Annotated in this window: 17 protein-coding genes and 7 tRNA genes; 19 read left to right on the top strand and 5 right to left on the bottom strand. The window is 52.9% G+C overall.

Annotated elements, in window-relative coordinates; translation table 11 throughout:
- Nucleotides 1-36: 36 nt before the first annotated feature.
- The 4 genes from chiP to nagE all read right to left on the bottom strand — a co-directional run bounded on the left by chiP (nucleotide 37) and on the right by nagE (nucleotide 6200).
- Complete coding sequence (gene chiP, locus ACFX4U_RS14265; protein ID WP_020457031.1) at nucleotides 37-1434, bottom strand: chitoporin; 1398 nt, start codon at nucleotides 1432-1434, stop codon at nucleotides 37-39.
- Nucleotides 1435-1883: 449 nt separating this feature from the next.
- Nucleotides 1884-3551, bottom strand: coding sequence for a glutamine--tRNA ligase (gene glnS, locus ACFX4U_RS14260; protein WP_349350604.1), 1668 nt, complete (start codon nucleotides 3549-3551; stop codon nucleotides 1884-1886).
- Nucleotides 3552-3634: 83 nt separating this feature from the next.
- Entirely contained in the window at nucleotides 3635-4066 is a 432-nt protein-coding gene (locus ACFX4U_RS14255) for a lipoprotein (RefSeq protein WP_313511132.1), read from the bottom strand.
- Between the two features lie 115 nt (nucleotides 4067-4181).
- Nucleotides 4182-6200: an N-acetylglucosamine-specific PTS transporter subunit IIBC gene (gene nagE / locus ACFX4U_RS14250; protein ID WP_313511131.1), complete on the bottom strand. Its 2019-nt coding sequence runs from the start codon at nucleotides 6198-6200 to the stop codon at nucleotides 4182-4184.
- 331 nt (nucleotides 6201-6531) lie between these two features.
- On the opposite strand from nagE, the gene nagB reads away from it, so the two are divergent.
- The 13 genes from nagB (at nucleotide 6532) to ACFX4U_RS14185 (ending at nucleotide 14126) form a co-directional block, all read left to right on the top strand.
- Nucleotides 6532-7332: a glucosamine-6-phosphate deaminase gene (gene nagB / locus ACFX4U_RS14245; protein ID WP_017455911.1), complete on the top strand. Its 801-nt coding sequence runs from the start codon at nucleotides 6532-6534 to the stop codon at nucleotides 7330-7332.
- 63 nt (nucleotides 7333-7395) lie between these two features.
- Nucleotides 7396-8544: an N-acetylglucosamine-6-phosphate deacetylase gene (gene nagA / locus ACFX4U_RS14240; RefSeq protein WP_313511130.1), complete on the top strand. Its 1149-nt coding sequence runs from the start codon at nucleotides 7396-7398 to the stop codon at nucleotides 8542-8544.
- 9 nt (nucleotides 8545-8553) lie between these two features.
- Nucleotides 8554-9774: an N-acetylglucosamine repressor gene (locus tag ACFX4U_RS14235; protein WP_305736741.1), complete on the top strand. Its 1221-nt coding sequence runs from the start codon at nucleotides 8554-8556 to the stop codon at nucleotides 9772-9774.
- Between the two features lie 42 nt (nucleotides 9775-9816).
- A complete protein-coding gene (locus ACFX4U_RS14230; protein ID WP_131406278.1) occupies nucleotides 9817-10569 on the top strand; it encodes an HAD-IIA family hydrolase in 753 nt (250 codons plus the stop codon).
- 256 nt (nucleotides 10570-10825) lie between these two features.
- Entirely contained in the window at nucleotides 10826-12490 is a 1665-nt protein-coding gene (gene asnB / locus ACFX4U_RS14225; protein WP_313511127.1) for an asparagine synthase B, read from the top strand.
- Between the two features lie 218 nt (nucleotides 12491-12708).
- A tRNA-Met gene (locus ACFX4U_RS14220) sits at nucleotides 12709-12785 on the top strand.
- Between the two features lie 8 nt (nucleotides 12786-12793).
- Nucleotides 12794-12878: transfer RNA gene (locus ACFX4U_RS14215), tRNA-Leu, on the top strand.
- A gap of 23 nt (nucleotides 12879-12901) precedes the next feature.
- Nucleotides 12902-12976 (top strand) — tRNA-Gln (locus ACFX4U_RS14210).
- 35 nt (nucleotides 12977-13011) lie between these two features.
- Nucleotides 13012-13086, top strand: a tRNA-Gln gene (locus tag ACFX4U_RS14205).
- Nucleotides 13087-13114: 28 nt separating this feature from the next.
- Nucleotides 13115-13191: transfer RNA gene (locus ACFX4U_RS14200), tRNA-Met, on the top strand.
- A gap of 45 nt (nucleotides 13192-13236) precedes the next feature.
- Nucleotides 13237-13311 (top strand) — tRNA-Gln (locus ACFX4U_RS14195).
- Between the two features lie 33 nt (nucleotides 13312-13344).
- Nucleotides 13345-13419: transfer RNA gene (locus ACFX4U_RS14190), tRNA-Gln, on the top strand.
- 119 nt (nucleotides 13420-13538) lie between these two features.
- A complete protein-coding gene (locus ACFX4U_RS14185; RefSeq protein WP_313506600.1) occupies nucleotides 13539-14126 on the top strand; it encodes a hypothetical protein in 588 nt (195 codons plus the stop codon).
- A 29-nt stretch (nucleotides 14127-14155) separates the two neighbouring features.
- On the opposite strand, the gene ubiF is transcribed toward ACFX4U_RS14185, so the two are convergent.
- A complete protein-coding gene (gene ubiF / locus ACFX4U_RS14180) occupies nucleotides 14156-15331 on the bottom strand; it encodes a 3-demethoxyubiquinol 3-hydroxylase (protein WP_305736744.1) in 1176 nt (391 codons plus the stop codon).
- A gap of 171 nt (nucleotides 15332-15502) precedes the next feature.
- Here ubiF and miaB point away from each other — a divergent pair, with 171 nt between their 5' ends.
- The 6 genes from miaB to ACFX4U_RS14150 all read left to right on the top strand — a co-directional run bounded on the left by miaB (nucleotide 15503) and on the right by ACFX4U_RS14150 (nucleotide 22421).
- The gene (gene miaB / locus ACFX4U_RS14175) at nucleotides 15503-16927 is read left to right on the top strand and encodes a tRNA (N6-isopentenyl adenosine(37)-C2)-methylthiotransferase MiaB (protein WP_305736745.1); all 1425 of its coding nucleotides are present in this window, start codon (nucleotides 15503-15505) and stop codon (nucleotides 16925-16927) included.
- A 142-nt stretch (nucleotides 16928-17069) separates the two neighbouring features.
- Complete coding sequence (locus ACFX4U_RS14170) at nucleotides 17070-18116, top strand: PhoH family protein (protein ID WP_200551585.1); 1047 nt, start codon at nucleotides 17070-17072, stop codon at nucleotides 18114-18116.
- A complete protein-coding gene (gene ybeY, locus ACFX4U_RS14165; RefSeq protein ID WP_090118909.1) occupies nucleotides 18113-18580 on the top strand; it encodes an rRNA maturation RNase YbeY in 468 nt (155 codons plus the stop codon). Before ACFX4U_RS14170 ends, ybeY begins: the two co-directional genes overlap by 4 nt.
- A gap of 105 nt (nucleotides 18581-18685) precedes the next feature.
- The gene (corC, locus tag ACFX4U_RS14160; RefSeq protein WP_040016553.1) at nucleotides 18686-19564 is read left to right on the top strand and encodes a CNNM family magnesium/cobalt transport protein CorC; all 879 of its coding nucleotides are present in this window, start codon (nucleotides 18686-18688) and stop codon (nucleotides 19562-19564) included.
- Nucleotides 19565-19569: 5 nt separating this feature from the next.
- Nucleotides 19570-21108, top strand: a complete 1539-nt coding sequence (gene lnt / locus ACFX4U_RS14155; protein ID WP_305736746.1) for an apolipoprotein N-acyltransferase — start codon at nucleotides 19570-19572, stop codon at nucleotides 21106-21108.
- Between the two features lie 386 nt (nucleotides 21109-21494).
- Nucleotides 21495-22421 carry an amino acid ABC transporter substrate-binding protein gene (locus ACFX4U_RS14150; protein WP_017455899.1) on the top strand — a complete coding sequence of 309 codons (927 nt, stop codon included), beginning with the start codon at nucleotides 21495-21497 and terminating at the stop codon, nucleotides 22419-22421.
- The last annotated feature ends 109 nt before the right edge of the window (nucleotides 22422-22530 follow it).

Below are 22530 nucleotides of genomic sequence, written 5' to 3'. Positions count from 1 at the left end.
CTTGTAGTTTGCCGGGCCGAACCCGGCATGCGCTCATCAGAAAATGGTAAACGGTGCGATAACCATAAACTTCACATCGCGCTCGTCCTGGAAGATGTTGCCATAACCGCCGCTGTAGCTCGGGATGTCGGAATGGTTGTCGTACTGGGTGAAGTGCAATTTGAACATCGTGCCTTTCGCACGCCCTTCCTGCAGAGTGTAAATTGCATCGAGGCTGTAAGAAGACTCTTTCAGGCGGTAGTTCGGATCGTAATAGGCATCTGGCGTTGCCATGTCTGCGGGTTTCGCATCCCAGGCGTAAGCGTAAGACGCACCCACCGTCCAGCCCGGCAGGTTCCAGTTTTTCAGGTCGTACATCGCACCGAAAAACACCGCTTTTTCACCGTTGGCGTTAAAGTCAGAGCGGTTATCCCACCAGATATCCAGCCGACCGTTGGATGAAGCATACGTAGGCGTCATACGTTGCAGGAAGTAGCCCTGCTGACCATCGGCTTTTACCCACGTGCCTTCCAGACGCAGATCGACCTGACCGACTTTGTAGCCAAATGTCAGCGCTTGCAGCCATGCAGTGCCGTCATAAATATCGTTTACGCCGCCATTACTCACTTTGTCGCGCGTGCCGTAGAACTGGTAACTGGTGCTCAGCGGGCTGCCGGCGATATCGAATTTGTAGCTGGCTTTGGCAAAATATTGATCGACATAACCCTGAGCCTGCCCAAACGCCGCTTCCAGGATCAGATCGTTTTTGAAGTCATACTTCGCACCAACCGAATGCAGGTAATCAACTTTGGTTTTTTTATCGTTTTGATAGAACTTGTCCATCTCGATATGCCACGGCGATTTGTACTCGTTGGTCCACATATAGGAGAAACTCAACGCCCCGGCATCGCCGTAGTCAAAATTCGCCCCGGCTTCCGCGCCCTGATAAGTGCCTGGCATAAAGCTCCAGTGCGGGGCTAACAGCGTCTGACCGGTTGGCTGGATGTAACCCGCGCGCGCCCATACCGGGCCATATTTAAATTTCGCCGCGGCTTTATACAGGCTGACCCCGCTCTTATCACCTGACCAGTCTTCTTTGTAGGCTTTATTGCTGGAGGAGAAGGCGATTTCGTTCGGGTGCGCGCTGTCGCCGTTTTCCGCCATTTCAATGGCGGTGAAGGCCGCAATATCCAGCCCAAACATATCGGCGGCATAACCAGACTGGAAATCCAGATTCGCGTTCCATGTCGAGTGGGAAAGGTTGGTTTTGTATTTATCTTCCAGAACATCTTTGCGGTCACGTTCACGCTGCCAGTAATAGATACCGCCCGTGAGCGTGGAATCATCGATAAAGCCTGCTGCATGAGCCTGTGGAGAGACAACCCAGCCCGACATTGCTGTGACACCGGCGATTGCCAGCGCCAGCGTACTACGTTTGCCACTAAACGTACGCATGTGTGATTCCTTCTAGACGTATTAAAAAAATCGCCGGAGATGACGAAAAAAGGTCAAATAGTTTAGGTAGTTACGAAAACCCCCGAATTCACTACCGGCTTAAGACTATTTTTCGCGACGCGAATTATCAATGTTTTTCAGTGGCAAAATGACAGGATTATGACGAAGAGCACATATTCAGTAGTGTTTTGAAACATGTTACATAAAAAAGACAAAAAGATAATAAATACAAATAAAATAAAGATATTAATGCTGATTGATAGCGATTACACACTAAAATCAACTTTTAAAACCACGAAAATGATTTTCGGGCGTTCAATAAGCGCATCAATGAGAAGACACATTAATTCGCGACGCGAATGTATATAAAGTGTAACAACCTAACGGATAAGCAAAAAAAAGCGCCGCTGAAAGCGACGCTTTAAACTAATTGTTTCTGGTTGACTTACTTAGTCACCGATTTTCGCCCAGGTATCGCGCAGACCCACGGTGCGGTTGAAGACCAGTTTGGAAGCGGTTGCATAACGGCTGTCGAGGCAGAAGTAACCTTCCCGTTCGAACTGATACGCTTTACCCGCTTCTGCTTCTTGCAACGACGGTTCAGCATAGCCTTGCTTGATCACCAGCGATTCCGGGTTGATGGTTGCCAGAAAATCTTCTGCAGCCCCCGGATTCGGTACGCTGAACAGACGATCATAAAGGCGGATCTCAACCGGCAGCGCATGTTGTGCGCTCACCCAGTGAATAACCCCTTTCACTTTGCGACCATCGGCCGGATCTTTGCTCAGCGTGTCCGCATCGTAAGAACAGAAAATAGTGGTGATGTTGCCGTCTGGATCTTTCTCCACGCGTTCTGCTTTGATGACGTAAGCGTTACGCAGGCGAACCTCTTTACCCAGCACCAAACGTTTGTACTGTTTGTTGGCTTCTTCGCGGAAGTCAGCACGATCGATCCAGATTTCACCGCTAAACGGCACGTCACGCGTCCCCATTTCCGGCTTATTCGGATGGTTCGGCATGCTAACGATTTCGCTGTCGCCCTGCGGGTAATTTTCGATAACCAGTTTCACCGGATCGATAACCGCCATTGCACGCGGTGCGTTTTCGTTCAGATCTTCACGAATGCAGGACTCCAGAGACGCCATCTCAATGGTGTTGTCCTGTTTGGTGACGCCGATACGTTTGCAGAACTCACGGATAGAGCCAGCGGTGTAACCACGGCGGCGCAGACCGGAGATGGTCGGCATACGCGGATCGTCCCAGCCTTCAACATGCTTGTCAGTCACCAGCAGGTTCAGTTTACGCTTGGACATCACGGTGTATTCCAGATTCAGGCGCGAAAACTCGTACTGGCGCGGGTGAACCGGAATGGTGATGTTATCCAGCACCCAGTCATACAGACGGCGGTTATCCTGGAACTCCAGCGTACACAGCGAATGAGTAATACCTTCCAGCGCATCGCTGATGCAGTGGGTAAAGTCGTACATCGGGTAGATGCACCACTTGTTACCGGTCTGGTGATGTTCAGCAAATTTAATGCGGTACAGCACCGGATCGCGCATCACGATAAACGGCGACGCCATATCGATCTTCGCGCGCAGGCACGCTTTACCCTCTTCGAAGCCACCCGCACGCATTTTTTCAAACAGCGCCAGGTTCTCTTCCACGCTGCGATCGCGATACGGGCTGTTTTTACCCGGCGCCGTTAGCGTGCCGCGATACTCGCGGATCTCATCAGCGGAGAGCTCGTCAACGTAGGCCAGGCCTTTGTTGATAAGCTCAATCGCGTATTCGTACAGCTTGTCGAAATAATCCGAGGAATAGCAGATGTCGCCAGACCAGTTAAAGCCCAACCATTGCACGTCGTTCTTAATAGATTCAACGTATTCGATGTCTTCTTTTGCAGGGTTTGTGTCATCGAAACGCAGGTTGCACTGCCCCTGGTAATCTTGCGCGATACCAAAGTTCAGGCAGATCGATTTCGCGTGGCCAATGTGCAAATAACCATTTGGCTCCGGCGGAAAACGGGTATGGACGGTAGTGTGCTTACCACTGGCCAGATCTTCATCAATGATCTGGCGAATAAAGTTAGTCGGGCGGGCTTCTGCCTCACTCATCACAGGTTCCTCAAGGCGTAAACAACGTATAACGGCATATGATCTAATAAGAGGACGCAGGAAACAACCTTTACTTATACAAATCACTGATGCCCGGGAGAAAGGTATTCAGCTACGTCCTGCGCTTGTCGGCAGCGTAAATCTTGCGTGGTCGGTTTAAGGATGACCGGGCTCTCAATCTCATCACCCTGTCCGTTTTGCGGAACATAACCCGGCGCTTCTATACACCAGCCCCACGAGTAGAAATTCGTCCCGTGCAAAAAGAAAATCATATTTTCCCACTGGGATTTTTTCTCCACGTCAATATGCCCTCGCCGGTCAGCACGAAACGCTTCCGGCGGCGGATAGTAACCCGGCGGTGAACGCCCGGTGCTGACCCACATCATTGCCGTTGAGATCGCTTCACCGGCTGGATTACGCACATCCACTTCATAGTGTGGGCGCAGCGTGGCGTAACGTGGAATACAGCCGCTTAACATCAGTGCGATACAGAACGCGCAAATTATCCTTTTCATCATCCTCCCCCTAATAAAAGCGACATCAGTATGGCACTGATTAAATGCAAGGCAAAAAAAAGCGGCGGAGGATATTCCCCCGCCGCTTAAGGCATGAAAGCTTACTCAGGAGCCATTAGCCTTTAATTTCATACAGCGGAGTCTGACCAGCAACCACCGCGCCCTGCGCCTTGATAACCAAGCCGCTAAAGTCGTCAATATTACTGACCACCACCGGGCTAATCATTGAACGGGCATTGGCGTTGAGGTATTCCAGATCCATTTCGAGGATCGGCTGCCCCGCCACCACTTCCGCGCCTTCTTCAACCAGGCGAGTAAAGCCCTGGCCGCCCAGCGCAACGGTATCAATGCCCATATGGACAATGATTTCCGCGCCTTTCTCGGTTTCCAGGCAGAACGCGTGGTTAGTGTTGAAGATTTTCACGATGGTGCCCGCCGCCGGAGAAACCACGATTTTATCCGTCGGTTTCACCGCCACGCCGTCACCCACTGCTTTGCTGGCAAAGGCTTCATCCGGCACTTGATCCAGCGCCACCAGTTCACCAGTGATAGGCGATACCAACTCAGCGATGGTTGTCGCGTTCGGTACCGCCTGCGGCTTTACCGTTGCCGCCGGAGCCGCTGCGGGCGCAGCATTACCTGCCGCCGGGACATCGCCTGCCGTTCTCATTGCATCGGCAATTTTTTCCGCGACGAAACCAACGATAATCTGCACACCGGTTTTGTTCAGACGAATAACACCGGAGGCGCCAAGACGTTTCGCCATGGATTCGTTCACCAGCGAAGAGTCTTTCACCGTTAAACGCAGACGAGTGATACAGGCGTCAATGCCGGTCAGGTTAGAAGAACCCCCAATCGCGGCGATGTACTGACGCGCCAGGCCACTCACATCCTGCTCGGTGTTACCGCTGACATTCACATCCTGACCATCCGCTTCATCGCCGGATACAGCCAGTTCGCGACCCGGAGTCAGCATGTTGAACCTGGTGATAGCGAAACGGAAAACCACGTAATAGATAACGAAGAACACCAAACCTTGCGGGATCAGCATCCACCACTGGGTTGCCAGCGGGTTACGCGAGGAGAGCACCATATCCACCAGACCGGCGCTGAAGCCGAAACCGGCAATCCAGTGCATGCTCGCGGCGATAAATACGGAGATCCCCGTCAGCACCGCATGGATCACATACAGTACCGGCGCAACGAACATAAAGGAGAATTCCAGCGGTTCGGTGATACCGGTAAAGAACGAGGCAAACGCGCCCGCCATCATGATACCCAGAACTTTGGCTTTATTTTCCGGACGTGCGCAGTGGTAAATTGCCAGCGCCGCGCCCGGTAAGCCGAACATCATGATCGGGAAGAAGCCGGCTTGATAACGACCCGTGATACCGACCACCGCTTTACCGGCTTCGATAGACTGCGCGCCACCAAGGAAGTTAGGAATATCGTTAATACCCGCTACGTCAAACCAGAACACAGAGTTGAGCGCGTGGTGCAAACCAACCGGAATTAACAGGCGGTTAAAGAAGGCGTAAACGCCTGCACCCACGGAGCCGAGTTTCTGAATGCTCTCACCAAATTCCACCAGACCGCTAAACACGACCGGCCAGATATACATCATGATGAAAGCAACAACGATCATCACAAACGAGGTGAGGATCGGCACCAGACGGCGGCCGCTAAAGAAGGAGAGCGCTTTCGGCAGCTCAACGCTGCTAAAGCGGTTATACAGTTCAGCAGCAATAATCCCCACCAGAATACCGACGAACTGGTTTTTGATTTTGCCAAACGCGGCCGGAACTTGATCCGCCGGGATTTTTTGGATCATTGCCACTGCTGCCGGTGAACAGAGCGTGGTCAGAACCAGGAAGCCGACAAAGCCTGCCAGCGCAGCGGCACCATCTTTGTCTTTTGACATACCGTAAGCGACACCCACCGCAAACAGCACGCCCATATTGTCGATAATGGCGGAGCCGGACTGGATGAAAAACGCTGCCAGTGCGTTTTGCCCACCCCAGCCGACCGGGTCAATCCAGTACCCGACGCCCATCAGAATTGCCGCCGCAGGCAGCGTGGCGACAGGCACCATTAGCGCGCGGCCGATCTTTTGCAGATAACCTAGAATACTCACTTTTATTCCCCCTATGAACCCGATGAGAGCTCACTGAAACAGTCGTTTTTTATTGTGTCACTAACCCTGAAATCACGGCTATTTTCTCACTACCTGACAGAGTGTGTGAAAAATTAATTCGCCTCGCAAATTAAAAGCGTATTTTCTGTGATTAAAATCACTAAGTATCGTCAATCACCCTCCCAATCACTGGCAAAGAGGTAAAACTTATTTTATGATTAAAAATATCAGGACGGATTGCTCCCTTCTCTCTGTCGCGAACCAGGTTACGCTTAACGCTGAGTTAGCACGCATTCCGCCAACTATCTTCATTTAACTTTTGAGGTGAACAATGAGACTGATTCCCCTGGCGACAGCTGAACAAGTCGGCAAATGGGCAGCCCGCCATATCGTCAATCGTATCAACGCGTTCAAACCGACCGCAGACCGTCCGTTTATTCTCGGCTTACCGACCGGTGGAACCCCGCTCACCGCGTACAAAGCGTTAGTTGAGATGCACAAAGCAGGCCAGGTCAGTTTCCAGCATGTTGTCACCTTCAACATGGATGAGTATGTCGGCTTGCCGAAAGATCACCCGGAAAGCTACCACAGCTTTATGCACCGCAATTTCTTCGATCACGTTGATATCCCGGCTGAAAATATTAACCTGCTCGATGGCAACGCGCCGGATATTGACGCAGAATGTCGCCGTTATGAAGAAAAAATCCGTTCTTACGGCAAAATTCACCTGTTTATGGGTGGCGTAGGCAACGATGGGCATATCGCGTTTAACGAACCGGCATCTTCGCTGGCCTCGCGCACCCGTATTAAAACCCTGACCCATGACACCCGCGTGGCGAACTCTCGCTTCTTTGACGGCGATGTTAATCAGGTGCCGAAGTACGCACTGACCGTGGGCGTGGGCACGTTGCTGGATGCAGAAGAAGTGATGATCCTGGTGCTCGGTGGCGTAAAAGCGCAGGCGCTGCAAGCGGCGGTTGAAGGCAACGTTAACCACATGTGGACCATCAGCTGCCTGCAGTTACATCCGAAAGCCGTCATCGTCTGCGACGAACCGTCCACGATGGAGCTGAAAGTGAAAACGTTGAAATACTTCAACGAGTTAGAAGCGGAAAATATTAAAGGTCTGTAAATCAGTTCCCGCTCCGCGAGGCGGATCCTGCGGAGCGGTATACCTAGTTAATCGGGGGTCGTTATGTATGCTTTAACCCAGGGCCGAATCTACACCGGCCATGAAATTCTGGATGACCATGCGTTGGTCATCGCCAATGGTCTGATTGAACGCCTTTGTCCGCTGGCTGAGCTGCCAACAGGAATTGAACAACGCTCGCTGAATGGTGCCATCCTTTCCCCCGGTTTTATCGACGTGCAGCTCAACGGCTGTGGCGGCGTACAGTTTAACGACACCGCAGAAGCCGTTAGCGTAAAAACGCTGGAAATCATGCAGCAAGCGAATGAAAAATCCGGCTGCACCAGCTTCCTGCCGACGCTGATTACCACCAGCGACGAATTAATGAAACAGGGCGTGCAGGTGATGCGCGATTACCTGGCTAAATACCCGCATCAGGCGCTGGGCCTTCATCTGGAAGGGCCGTGGCTGAATATTGTTAAAAAAGGCACGCACAACCCGGAATTCGTGCGTAAACCGGATCCGGCGTTAGTCGACTTCCTGTGCCAGAACGCCGATGTGATCACCAAAGTTACGCTGGCCCCGGAAATGGCGGGCACCGAAGTGATTCGCCAGTTAGCTGACGCAGGCATCGTGGTTTCTGCCGGTCACTCCAATGCCACGCTGAAAGAAGCAAAAGCCGGTTTCCGCGCCGGGATCACGTTCGCCACACATTTATATAATGCCATGCCGTACATCACCGGCCGTGAACCTGGTCTGGCAGGCGCAGTGCTTGATGACACAGACGTTTACTGCGGCGTGATTGCAGATGGCCTGCATGTCGATTACGTTAATATCCGTAATGCTAAGCGATTGAAAGGCGACAAACTTTGCCTGGTAACTGACGCGACAGCGCCAGCGGGGGCGAATATTGAGCAGTTCATTTTTGCTGGCAAAACAATATACTACCGTAATGGACTGTGCGTGGACGAAAACGGAACGCTGAGCGGTTCCTCCCTGACGATGATCGAAGGGGTGCGAAATCTGGTGGAGCATGTCGGCATTGCGCTGGATGAAGCGCTGCGTATGGCAACACTTTACCCCGCTCGCGCCATTGGCGTTGACGAAAAGCTGGGAAGTCTCGCCGCGGGGAAAGTGGCGAACCTGACGGCGTTCACGCGCGATTATAAAATCATCAAGACCATCGTTAATGGCAACGAGGTCGTCACTGCATAAAGAGACGGTATGACATCAGGCGGACAAGCTCAAATCGGTAACGTTGACCTCGTAAAGCAGCTTAACAGCGCGGCGGTTTACCGCCTGATTGACCAACACGGCCCCATTTCGCGCATTCAAATTGCCGAACAAAGCCAGCTAGCTCCCGCCAGCGTGACAAAAATCACGCGCCAGCTTATCGAACGCGGGCTGATCAAAGAAGTCGATCAGCAGGCCTCCACCGGAGGCCGCCGCGCTATCTCCATTGTCACCGAAACCCGAAATTTCCAGGCTATCGGTGTGCGCCTCGGGCGTTACGACACCACACTGACGTTGTACGATTTAAGCAGCAAAGTGTTGGCGGAAGAGCATTACCCGCTGCCCGAACGAACCCAGGAAACACTGGAACATGCGCTGCTCAATACCATCAGCCACTTTCTTGAAACCAGCCAACGCAAAATCCGCGAACTGATCGCGATTTCCGTGATTCTGCCGGGTCTGGTAGACCCGGAAAGCGGTGTCATTCGCTATATGCCGCACATTCAGGTTGAAAACTGGGCGCTGGTGGAAGCCCTGGAAGAACGCTTCAAATTGACCTGTTTTGTCGGGCATGACATTCGCAGCCTGGCGCTGGCCGAGCACTATTTTGGGGCAAGCCAGGATTGTGAAGACTCCATTCTGGTGCGTGTACACCGTGGGACAGGCGCCGGGATTATCTCTAACGGGCGTATTTTTATCGGCCGTAACGGTAACGTCGGCGAAATTGGGCACGTGCAAGTCGAGCCGCTGGGCGAACGCTGTCACTGCGGCAACTTTGGCTGTCTGGAAACTATCGCCGCCAATGCCGCGATAGAGCACCGCGTTCGTCATCTTTTAGAACAGGGCTACCAGAGTCGCCTGACGCTGGAAGATTGCTCGATCAAAACCATCTGTAAAGCCGCCAATAAAGGCGATGCGCTGGCCTGTGAAGTGATTGAATATGTTGGTCGCCATTTGGGTAAAACCATCGCCATTGCCATAAACCTGTTTAACCCGCAGAAAGTGGTGATCGCCGGGGAAATTGTCGAAGCAGAAAAAGTGCTGCTCCCGGCCATCGAGGCGTGCATTAACACTCAAGCGTTAAAAGCGTTTCGCAAAAACTTGCCGGTGGTACCTTCCGCGCTGGATCACCGCTCGGCGATCGGCGCGTTTGCGCTGGTGAAACGCGCTATGCTGAACGGTCTGCTGCTGCAACGTTTGCTGGAAAACTGACAGCATCTATCGTTAATACTTATTTTTTTATCCGGACAGTCCATGACCATTCAGAATGTAATCTGTGATATTGACGGCGTGCTGATGCACGACAACGTTGCCATACCGGGTGCTGCTGAGTTCATCACCCGCATCCTTGAAAAAGGCATGCCGCTGGTATTACTGACCAACTACCCTTCGCAAACCGGCCAGGATCTGGCGAACCGCTTTGTCTCTGCCGGTATTGATGTACCTGCCAGCGTCTTTTATACCTCGGCAATGGCGACCGCCGATTTCCTTAAGCGCCAGGAGGGGAAAAAAGCCTATGTGGTGGGCGAAGGCGCACTGATCCACGAGCTTTACAAAGCCGGTTTTACCATTACCGATATCAACCCGGATTTTGTCATCGTTGGCGAGACACGTTCCTATAACTGGGAAATGATGCATAAGGCTGCGTTCTTCGTGGCGAATGGCGCGCGCTTTATCGCCACCAACCCGGACACACACGGGCGCGGATATTATCCGGCCTGCGGCGCGCTGTGCGCCGGCATCGAAAAAATTTCCGGGCGTAAACCTTTCTATGTGGGCAAACCCAGCCCGTGGATCATCCGCGCGGCACTGAATACCATGCAGGCACACTCAGAACAGACAGTGATTGTGGGTGATAACCTGCGTACCGATATCCTGGCGGGCTTTCAGGCCGGGCTTGAAACCATCCTGGTGCTTTCTGGCGTATCGCGCATTGATGATATCGACAGCATGCCGTTTCGCCCGTCGTGGATTTATCCCTCAGTCGCGGAAATCGACGTTATCTAAATACCACCACGTCTTCGGGCGTGGTTTTTCATTTTTACGCCTGCCAAAAAGAACGCCATTCAATAAAAAGTGCATTATTTTGATGATTCATCAATAACAGCGTCTTATGCATACTCTTTTTTCAGCATTCAATAATCATCATTGCACTTTTTACTTTCAGCGCGGTAAAAGGCTTGCGCACTGCCCCGTTTTTGCGGCATTTTGACTGCAAGCACACAACATTACAGCTTTGCACTCAAGGTTAACGGAGAAGTCTATGTGTTCAATTTTTGGCGTACTGGATATTAAAACCGACGCGGTCGAATTACGTAAAAAAGCGCTGGAATTATCCCGACTGATGCGCCACCGCGGCCCGGACTGGTCCGGTGTTTATGCAAGTGATAAAGCCATTCTGGCGCATGAACGTCTCTCTATTGTCGACGTTAACGCCGGGGCACAGCCGCTCTACAACGAAAAGAAAACACATGCGCTGGCAGTGAACGGTGAAATTTATAATCACCAGGCGCTGCGCGCAGAATATGGCGACCGTTACGCATTCCAGACCGGTTCTGACTGCGAAGTGATCCTCGCGCTGTATCAGGAAAAAGGGCCGGAATTCCTCGACGAACTGCAAGGCATGTTCGCTTTCGCGCTATACGACAGTGAAAAAGATGCTTACCTGATTGGCCGCGACCATATCGGTATCATTCCGCTGTACATGGGCCACGACGAACACGGCAACTTGTACGTGGCGTCAGAAATGAAAGCGCTGGTGCCGGTTTGCCGCACCATTAAAGAGTTCCCGGCAGGCAGCTACTTGTGGAGCAAAGACGGTGAAATTCGCTCTTATTATCAGCGCGACTGGTTTGACTACGATGCAGTAAAAGACAACGTGACCGACAAAGCAGAACTGCGCCAGGCGCTGGAAGACGCGGTGAAAAGCCACCTGATGTCCGATGTACCGTACGGCGTGCTGCTTTCCGGCGGTCTGGACTCTTCGGTCATTTCCGCAATCACCAAAAAATTCGCTGCCCGTCGCGTTGAAGATCAGGAGAAATCAGAAGCCTGGTGGCCGCAACTTCACTCCTTCGCTGTTGGTCTGAAAGGCGCGCCGGATCTGAAAGCGGCGCAGGAAGTCGCCAACCATCTTGGCACCGTGCACCATGAAATTCATTTCACCGTGCAGGAAGGGCTGGATGCGATTCGCGATGTGATTTACCACATTGAAACCTATGACGTGACGACAATTCGCGCCTCAACGCCGATGTACCTGATGTCGCGTAAAATCAAAGCGATGGGCATCAAAATGGTGCTCTCCGGCGAAGGTTCCGATGAAGTGTTTGGCGGTTATCTCTATTTCCATAAAGCGCCAGATGCCAAAGAGTTGCACGAAGAAACCGTGCGTAAACTGCAGGCCCTGCATATGTTTGACTGCGCCCGTGCAAACAAAGCGATGTCCGCCTGGGGTGTGGAAGCGCGTGTACCGTTCCTGGATAAAAAATTCCTCGACGTGGCGATGCGTATCAACCCGGAAGACAAAATGTGCGGCAGCAACGGCAAAATGGAAAAACACATTCTGCGCGAATGTTTTGAATCCTACCTGCCGGCAAGCGTGGCATGGCGTCAAAAAGAACAGTTCTCCGACGGCGTCGGTTACAGCTGGATCGATACGCTGAAAGAAGTTGCCGCGCAGCAGGTGACAGATCAACAACTGGCAACGGCCAGCTACCGTTTCCCGTACAATACGCCAGCATCGAAAGAAGCGTATCTGTACCGTGAAATTTTTGAAGAGCTGTTCCCGCTGGCGAGTGCCGCGGAATGCGTTCCTGGCGGTCCATCCGTTGCTTGTTCTTCCGCAAAAGCGTTTGAATGGGACGAAGCCTTCAAAACCATGAACGATCCGTCAGGTCGCGCGGTAGGTATTCACCAGTCAGCTTATTAATAATTAATGGTTATTCTTACAGGCCCTGCGGGGCCTGTTGTTTTTTGTGCGCTGATTTAATGAATAAAATCTATTTTCGCCCAATAAAGCGTCATGCTGTTCGCAACCTAACCAAACAGTCACATTCCGGCAATTTTCGATGAAAAAGGTATTGACGCTGTAAGGCCCAATACGCATAATGCGCCCCGCAACGCCGATAAGGTAACGCGAAAAAAGATGGCTACGTAGCTCAGCTGGTTAGAGCACAGCACTCATAATGCTGGGGTCACAGGTTCGATTCCCGTCGTAGCCACCATCTTTTTTGCGGGAGTGGCGAAATTGGTAGACGCACCAGATTTAGGTTCTGGCGCCGCAAGGTGTGCGAGTTCAAGTCTCGCCTCCCGCACCATTCCCAAGTAAGCGTTGCACGGATGGGGTATCGCCAAGCGGTAAGGCACCGGTTTTTGATACCGGCATTCCCTGGTTCGAATCCAGGTACCCCAGCCATCTCTTCTTCGACTCCTGCGAAACGCACTAGTCGTTGGGGTATCGCCAAGCGGTAAGGCACCGGTTTTTGATACCGGCATTCCCTGGTTCGAATCCAGGTACCCCAGCCAGTCGATGACTGGGAAAGCAGTAAAACTTGGCTACGTAGCTCAGCTGGTTAGAGCACAGCACTCATAATGCTGGGGTCACAGGTTCGATTCCCGTCGTAGCCACCATATTTAAGGTCTAATGTTAAAACGTTAAGCCTGAAAAAGATTTGTTGGGGTATCGCCAAGCGGTAAGGCAGTGGATTCTGATTCCACCATCCCGAGGTTCGAATCCTCGTACCCCAGCCATCTCAAAGACGTTTGCTTTCGCGAACGCGCTTTTGGGGTATCGCCAAGCGGTAAGGCAGTGGATTCTGATTCCACCATTCCGAGGTTCGAATCCTCGTACCCCAGCCAACAAAACAAAAAAGCTCGCATCGGCGGGCTTTTTTGTTTTCTGCACATCCCCGGATGTTGGTAGTTAATCACTGCATAAAACGTATGGTAATTTACCCGCCATTCTCCTCTGAGTCAGCATGATGAACTATCAAAATACAGCCCTGTTAATTTATGCCCCACTTTATGTACTCTTTGTGGTCACCGGTTTTGGTCTTGCTTTTATGGGTCTCTCCGCGCCGATCTTTTATGGCCTCTGTATGGGGTTGGTCTTCCCGGTTGTCATATCCATGCGTCTGCATACGCTGAGCGAAAGCGGCCAGGCCCTGCTGCTGAAGGAGACAACTCACTGGACGGTGTATGTGCAGGGCATTCCGGTGCAGGAAACACGCTCATCGCTGAAAAACCCCTGCTTCTCAACGCCACAGCGCCTGCAGCAATTCTGTATGCGGACACTGCTCGCCAGGCTCGTGCTGCAAGTTGCGTCTGTCGCGCTACTGGTGCAACAGGCCAGCGCAAACCCGTTCTCCACGAGCTATGGGGCGGCGGCCTTCGTGGCGCTGATTATTCTGCTGGTGCCGCTTTACCGCACAGTGCGGTTGCTGCGCAAAATGCACAATGGCGAATGGGCGCTGCAACAGCTTGAAGGGATTGACGGGTATCAGGCTTTTTTTATCGACAAAAAAGGCGCGCACACGGCACTGGATAAGTTATTGGCAATTATGTGAGTACTGCGGGCGCTGCGCCCGCAGTCCTTTTACAATCCTAATGCGTACTTCAGCGCCTGCCGTTTCAACACGCCAGCGCGTTCCGCCGCCATCAGACCGATATTGCGCAGCAGTCGCACCGGGCCGAGGGAGTTACTAAACCCGGCGTAAAATAGATCCATCCCGCTTTGCATAATAAAGTTATCCGCCATGCGTCGCGTCTGATAACGCTTTAACACCGCGTGGCTGGCCCAGGTTTCCGCCTGCGTACGCGCGCTGGTCAATACATCCAGCAACGCATCCACATCGCGATACCCCAGATTAACGCCCTGCCCGGCCAACGGATGAATGGTATGCGCTGCGTCGCCCACCAACGCCAGCCCCGGCCTGACATACTGCAGCGCATGGCGGCGAGTCAGCGGAAAAGAGGCTGCGGCGACCGGTTTAACGGCACCTAAGCGCGCCGGGAAATGTCGGGCAATCTCTTGCTCCAGCTGCGCCATCGTTAATGTCTGTAACTGGCGGATACGCGCCGGGGTGTCATACCACACCAGCGACGCCCAGTTATCAAACAGCGGTAAAAAGGCATGCGGGCCATCAGGCGTAAAATGCTGCCAGGTGCTGTCACCCGCTTCGTGTTCGCATTGAACGGTGATCAACATACAGGATTGCTGATACTGCCAGGCGTGAATGCCAATCCCCGCCGCTTGCCGTACCCATGAATTCGCGCCATCAGCGCCCACTACCAGCTTCGCCGTTAACGTGTCACCATCCGCAAACGTTAATTGCTGACCTTCGTTGTATGCATGCAATGCAGTTAATTCTTTCGCCGTGAGCAGCGTTACCTGCGGGTGCGCCTGTAACGCCTCCCACAGCGTGCGCTGAAGCACCGTGTTTTCCACCATATAACCGAGCAGCGGCAACTTCAGCTCGCGAGCGTCGAACACCACATGCGCATTTTCCCACTCCCAGGTTTCCAGTTGCCGATAAGGGTGGCAGCGCATGGCCTGAATGTTCTCCCAGACGCCCAGGCCGCGCAGCAACGCCACCGATGCGGCACTGATTGCCGAAATGCGTACGTCCGGCGGCAACGTTGCATCAAACGCCGCGGGTTCCTGTTTTTCAATCACGGTCACGGCAAAACCATGTTGTGCCAGCCCCAGCGCCAGCGCTCCGCCGACCATTCCGCCGCCAACGATGGCAACTTCAGTGGATTGATTTGTCATGGCTACTTGTCCTTCAACGAGAATCCGTTAAGTTTACCGGATTTTTTACCCCTTGAGACTGACAACCGTCATACTGGTCAGCACGCGACCAAAGCATTACAATACGCGGCCTGCAATCCTGGCTGATACCCGTCATACTCAGCGTATACGAACTTAAGCAAGAGCAAGTCGATGACAAAAAAACTCCACATAAAAACCTGGGGCTGTCAGATGAACGAATACGATTCATCGAAGATGGCCGATCTGCTGGATGCCACTCACGGCTATCAACTGACCGAGGTGGCGGAAGAAGCGGATGTGCTGCTGCTTAATACCTGCTCAATCCGTGAAAAGGCTCAGGAAAAAGTCTTCCATCAGTTGGGCCGCTGGAAGCTGCTGAAAGAGAAAAACCCCGATCTGATTATCGGTGTTGGCGGCTGCGTGGCGTCTCAGGAAGGCGATCATATTCGCCAGCGCGCGCACTATGTCGACATTATTTTTGGGCCGCAAACCCTGCACCGCTTGCCGGAAATGATCAACTCCGTGCGCGGCACCCGAAGCCCGGTGGTCGATATCAGCTTCCCGGAAATTGAAAAATTCGATCGTTTGCCGGAACCACGCGCCGATGGCCCGACCGCGTTTGTGTCGATCATGGAAGGCTGTAACAAATACTGTACTTACTGCGTGGTGCCTTATACCCGTGGTGAAGAAGTCAGCCGCCCTGCCGACGACATCCTGTTTGAGATCGCCCAACTGGCGGCACAAGGTGTCCGTGAAGTGAACCTGCTCGGCCAGAACGTAAACGCCTGGCGCGGTGAGAACTTTGACGGCAGTATCGGCACCTTTGCCGAGTTGCTGCGTCTGGTGGCGGCCATTGATGGTATCGACCGCATCCGTTTCACCACCAGCCATCCGATTGAATTCACCGATGACATCATCGAGGTCTATCGCGACACGCCGGAGCTGGTGAGCTTCCTGCATCTGCCGGTGCAAAGTGGTTCCGACCGCATACTGAACCTGATGAGCCGCACGCATACCGCGCTGGAATACAAAGCGATCATCCGTAAGCTGCGCGAAGCGCGCCCGGACATTCAGATTAGCTCCGATTTTATCGTCGGCTTCCCGGGTGAAACCACCGAAGACTTCGAAAAAACCATGAAGCTGATTGCCGATGTTAACTTCGATATGAGCTACAGCTTTATCTTCTCCGCACGCCCGGGCACGCCCGCTGCCGATATGGTAGATGATGTGCCGGAAGAGGAGAAAAAACAGCGCCTGTACATTCTGCAAGAGCGTATTAACCAGCAGGCAATGGCCTGGAGCCGCCGTATGCTCGGCACCACCCAGCGCATCCTGGTGGAAGGCACATCGCGCAAGAACATCATGGAACTTTCTGGTCGTACCGAAAATAACCGCGTGGTGAATTTCGAAGGCAAGCCGGAGATGATCGGTAAATTTGTCGATGTAGAAATCGTTGATGTCTACCCGAACTCTCTGCGCGGCGTGCTGGTGCGTACCGAAGAGGAAATGGGGCTGCGCGTGGTGGAATCCCCGCAATCTGTTATTGCCCGTACGCGTAAAGAGAACGACCTCGGCGTCGGTCTGTACCAACCGTAATGCCATCGGCCTGCCATATCTGGCAGGCCTTGCTTTTCCCCTCGCCGACCCCAACATCTTGCGCAATGCTTGCGACTTCTTTATATGCCGTGAATAATTCCCTAATGGGCATAGCCCTCGACTTATCGAAAAGAGGAACAGTTTGAATATAGATACGCGTGAAATTACCCTTGAGCCAGCGGACAACGCACGTCTGCTAAGTCTGTGTGGCCCGTTTGACGACAACATCAAACAACTGGAGCGGCGACTGGGCATCGAAATCAACCGCCGCGATAATCACTTCAAACTCACCGGACGCGAAATTTGCGTTAATGCCGCCGCCGATATTCTGCGCACCCTGTATGTCGATACCGCCCCAATGCGCGGTCAGATCCAGGATATCGAACCGGAACAGATCCATCTGGCTATCAAAGAAGCGCGCGTGCTGGAGCAGAGCGCCGAAAGCGTGCCGGAATACGGCAAAGCTATCCATATCAAAACCAAGCGTGGCGTGATTAAACCGCGCACGCCGAACCAGGCGCAGTACGTCGCCAATATTCTTGATCATGACATCACCTTCGGCGTGGGTCCGGCGGGCACCGGTAAAACCTACCTTGCCGTCGCCGCTGCAGTGGATGCGCTGGAACGCCAGGAAGTGCGCCGCATTCTGCTGACACGCCCGGCGGTGGAAGCGGGTGAAAAACTCGGCTTCCTGCCCGGCGATCTCAGCCAAAAAGTCGATCCTTATCTGCGCCCACTGTATGACGCGCTGTTTGAGATGATTGGCTTTGAACGCGTCGAAAAGCTGATTGAGCGCAACGTTATTGAAGTCGCGCCGTTAGCCTATATGCGAGGCCGTACGCTAAACGACGCGTTTATTATTCTTGATGAGAGCCAGAACACCACCATCGAACAGATGAAGATGTTCCTGACGCGTATTGGTTTTAACTCCAAAGCGGTGATCACAGGCGACGTCACGCAGATCGACCTGCCGCGCAGCACCAAATCCGGTTTGCGTCACGCCATTGAAGTGCTGGCGAACGTCGACGAAATCAGCCTTAACTTCTTCCACAGCGAAGATGTGGTGCGCCATCCGGTGGTTGCCCGCATCGTTATCGCCTATGAAGCCTGGGAAGAGGCCGAACAGAAACGTAAAGCAGAACTGGCCGCCGAGCGCAAACGCGAAGCCCAGGAGCAGGAGCAGAAATGAGTCAGGTGATCCTTGATTTACAGTTGGCGTGTGAAGATAACAGCGGTCTGCCGGAAGAAGCACAGTTTCAGAAATGGCTTGACGCCGTTATCCCGCAGTTTCAGGAAGAAGCAGAAGTCACCATTCGCCTGGTCGACAATGCGGAAAGCCACGAACTGAACCTGACCTACCGCGGGAAAGATAAGCCGACTAACGTGCTCTCTTTCCCGTTTGAAGCACCACCTGGCATCGAAATGCCGCTGCTTGGCGATTTGATTATTTGCCGCCAGGTTGTGGAACAGGAAGCCCAGGAGCAAGGCAAACCGCTGGACGCGCACTGGGCGCACATGGTGGTGCACGGCAGTTTACACCTGCTCGGTTACGACCATATTGCAGACGATGAAGCCGAAGAGATGGAAGGGATCGAGACAGAGATAATGCTTGCTCTGGGCTATGAGGATCCGTACATTTCCGAGAAAGAGTAAGTTGGCGCGCAGATTGCTGCGCTCCACTCGCCTGAAATGCCGTCCGGCGCTGAGTTTACGCGCGACGAGCGACAGATTAACCAACACGAGAACCCACACGACGCCATGAGCGACGATAACTCACACAGTAGCGACAACACCAACAACAAAAAGGGATTCTTCTCCCTTTTACTCAGCCAGCTCTTTCACGGCGAACCGAAAAACCGTGATGAACTGCTGGAACTGATCCGAGACTCCGGGCAGAACGAGCTTATCGACAACGATACGCGCGACATGCTGGAAGGGGTAATGGATATTGCGGACCAGCGCGTTCGCGACATCATGATCCCCCGCTCCCAAATGATTACCCTGAAACGCAACCAGACGCTGGACGAATGTCTCGATGTCATTATCGAGTCTGCCCACTCGCGTTTTCCGGTGATCAGCGAAGACAAAGATCACATCGAAGGGATCCTGATGGCTAAGGATTTGCTGCCTTTTATGCGCAGCGACGCCGAAGCGTTCAGCATGGAAAAAGTGTTACGCCAGGCGGTAGTGGTGCCGGAAAGCAAGCGTGTCGATCGCATGCTGAAAGAGTTCCGTTCCCAGCGCTACCATATGGCTATCGTTATTGATGAGTTCGGCGGCGTTTCTGGTCTGGTCACGATTGAAGATATTCTCGAGCTTATTGTCGGCGAAATCGAAGACGAATATGACGAAGAAGAGGATATCGATTTCCGCCAGCTTAGCCGCCATACATGGACAGTACGCGCACTGGCGCCGATTGAGGATTTCAATGAAACCTTCGGCACCCACTTCAGTGATGATGAAGTAGACACCATTGGCGGTCTGGTGATGCAGGCGTTCGGTCACTTGCCTGCGCGCGGCGAATCGATTGACATTGATGGTTACCAATTCAAGGTCGCTATGGCTGATAGTCGACGTATTATTCAGGTCCATGTCAGAATGCCGGATGATTCTCCGCAACCGAAACTGGATGAGTAATGTAAATGGTATTTGCCGCATTGTTTGAGCGCCAGCGCATACGTCTGTTGCTGGCGTTGTTATTCGGAGCCAGCGGAACGCTGGCTTTTTCTCCTTATGATTTCTGGCCCGCCGCACTTATCTCCCTGATTGGTCTACAGGGTTTAACCCTGAATCGCCGCCCGTTGCAGGCTGCCTGGATTGGCTATTTCTGGGGGCTTGGTCTGTTTGGCAGCGGTGTGCACTGGGTGTATGTCAGTATCGCCCAGTTTGGCGGCATGCCAGGCCCGGTCAATATTTTCCTTGTGGTACTGCTGGCGGCCTATTTGTCGCTCTACACCGGGCTGTTCGCCGGTATTTTGTCACGTCTGTGGCCACATACCACCTGGTTGCGACTGGCCGTTGCCGCGCCCGTCGTCTGGCAAATCACCGAGTTCCTGCGAGGCTGGGTGCTAACCGGTTTCCCGTGGCTCCAGTTTGGTTACAGCCAGATAGATGGGCCGCTGAAAGGCCTCGCGCCGGTGCTTGGCGTTGAAGCAATCAATTTCTTACTGATGGTGGTCAGCGGTCTGGTGGTGCTGGCGGTAGTGCAGCGTCGCTTGCGCCCGCTGGTTGTCGCCGTCGTGCTGTTCGCTCTGCCCTTCCCGCTGCGTTATATCCAGTGGTATCAACTGCTGCCGGAGCGCACCACTCAGGTATCGATGGTGCAGGGGAACATTCCACAATCGATGAAGTGGGACGAAAACCAGTTGCTCAATACGCTGAAAATCTACAGCGAAGCCAGTGAACAAGTGATGGGTAAATCGCAGCTGATTATCTGGCCGGAGTCCGCCATTCCCGATCTGGAAATTAACCAGCAACGCTTTTTAAGCGCCATGGATAATTTACTGCGGGCAAATAACAGTACGCTTATCACCGGGATTGTCGATGCACGTCTCAATAAGCAAAACCGTTACGATACCTACAACACCATCATTACGCTGGGCAAAGACAACGCGTACAGCTACAGCTCAAGCGATCGCTACAACAAAAATCATCTGGTGCCGTTTGGCGAGTTTGTGCCGCTGGAGTCGATTCTGCGCCCGCTGGCACCGTTCTTCGATTTACCGATGTCCTCCTTCAGCCGTGGCGCTTATGTACAGCCTCCGCTGACGGCGCATGGGCTAACGCTGACGGCGGCAATCTGCTATGAAATCATCCTTGGTGAGCAGGTGCGTGATAATTTCCGCCCGGATACCGATTTCCTGCTGACCATCTCGAACGACGCCTGGTTTGGCAAATCCATCGGCCCGTGGCAGCACTTCCAGATGGCGCGGATGCGTGCGCTGGAGCTGGCGCGACCGCTGTTGCGTAGTACCAATAACGGCATCACTGCGGTCATTGGCCCACAGGGTGAAATCCAGGCGATGATCCCGCAATTTACCCGTGAAGTGCTGACGGCAAAGGTGACACCGACCTCTGGCCTCACGCCGTATGCCCGCACGGGTAACTGGCCGCTGTGGATTATCACCGCGCTGCTGGGCTTTGGCGCCCTGGTGATGGGCTTGCGTCAGCGCCGCCGTTAATCCCTCTCCTCGTTGTTCTGCCCGGTGACGGTCTGCTTACCGGGCATCCTCTCTTCGCTACGCAAAATTTACGATTAAGCCGTTTTTGGCATGCGGTTTGCTTATATCTATCAGGCAGCTATGTAACCCGCTTATGTGCAACTTAGGTCGCACCAGCAGGAAACAGTAGCAGCACCAATCTGGTGCAATGGAAGATTTTTGCCTCTAAACGGTGCGGCGCGCCTCGCAAAAATAAACAATACCGCAGCAAAATCTTTACATTAAGCCAGACTGAATGTAACAAACACACACGACACTGCACGATATTGTCGCAGAACAACAAAAACACAATACACACAATGGGTATCAATACGCGTCTCTGGCGCTGACGATAAAGGAGTCTGGATATGCAATTACGTAAACTGGCCGCCGCGATGCTGGTGATGGGACTGTCCGCCGGTCTGGTGCATGCTGAAGATGCAAAACCTGCCGACGCAGCGCCGGCCGATCAACAAGCTACGCTGGCTAAAATTGCTAAAAACGGCGTTATCGTCGTCGGTCATCGCGAATCTTCCGTACCGTTCTCCTACTACGACAATGAACAAAAAGTTGTGGGTTACTCCCAGGACTACTCCAACGCTATTGTTGAAGCCGTGAAGAAAAAACTGAACAAGCCGGATCTGGCGGTAAAACTGATTCCAATCACTTCACAAAACCGTATCCCGCTGCTGCAAAACGGCACCTTCGATTTTGAATGTGGTTCCACCACTAATAACGTTGAACGTCAGAAACAAGCGGCGTTCTCTGACACCATTTTCGTGGTTGGCACACGTCTGCTGACCAAAAAAGGCGGCCCGATTAAAGACTTCGCCGACCTGAAAGGCAAAGCTGTGGTGGTAACTTCCGGTACGACGTCAGAAATTCTGCTGAACAAGCTGAACGACGAGAAGAAAATGGATATGCGCATTATCAGCGCGAAAGACCATGGCGACTCGTTCCGTACGCTGGAAAGCGGCCGCGCAGTGGCCTTTATGATGGATGACGCCCTGCTGGCGGGTGAACGTGCGAAAGCGAAAAAACCGGATAACTGGGATATCGTTGGCACACCGCAATCGAAAGAAGCCTACGGATGTATGCTGCGTAAAAACGATCCGGAGTTCAAAAAGCTGATGGATGACACCATCGCGCAACTTCAAACCTCGGGTGCTGCGGAAAAATCCTTCGATAAATGGTTTAAAAACCCGATTCCGCCGAAAAACATGAACCTCAATTTCGATCTCTCTGACGATATGAAAGCGCTGTTCAAAGAACCGAATGACAAAGCTCTGAACTAATTACAACCATTAGGGGCGGGTTTACCTGCCCTCTCGATTGTCGAAGTAGCACGGACAGACTATATGCTGAGTGGCCGTTCCCCACTCAACACGAAAACTCGCTCTTCAT

The organism is Kosakonia sp. YIM B13588 (assembly GCF_042788165.1).
In the GTDB taxonomy this organism is placed as follows: domain Bacteria; phylum Pseudomonadota; class Gammaproteobacteria; order Enterobacterales; family Enterobacteriaceae; genus Kosakonia; species Kosakonia sacchari.
This window is presented reverse-complemented; position numbering and strand designations above follow the sequence as displayed.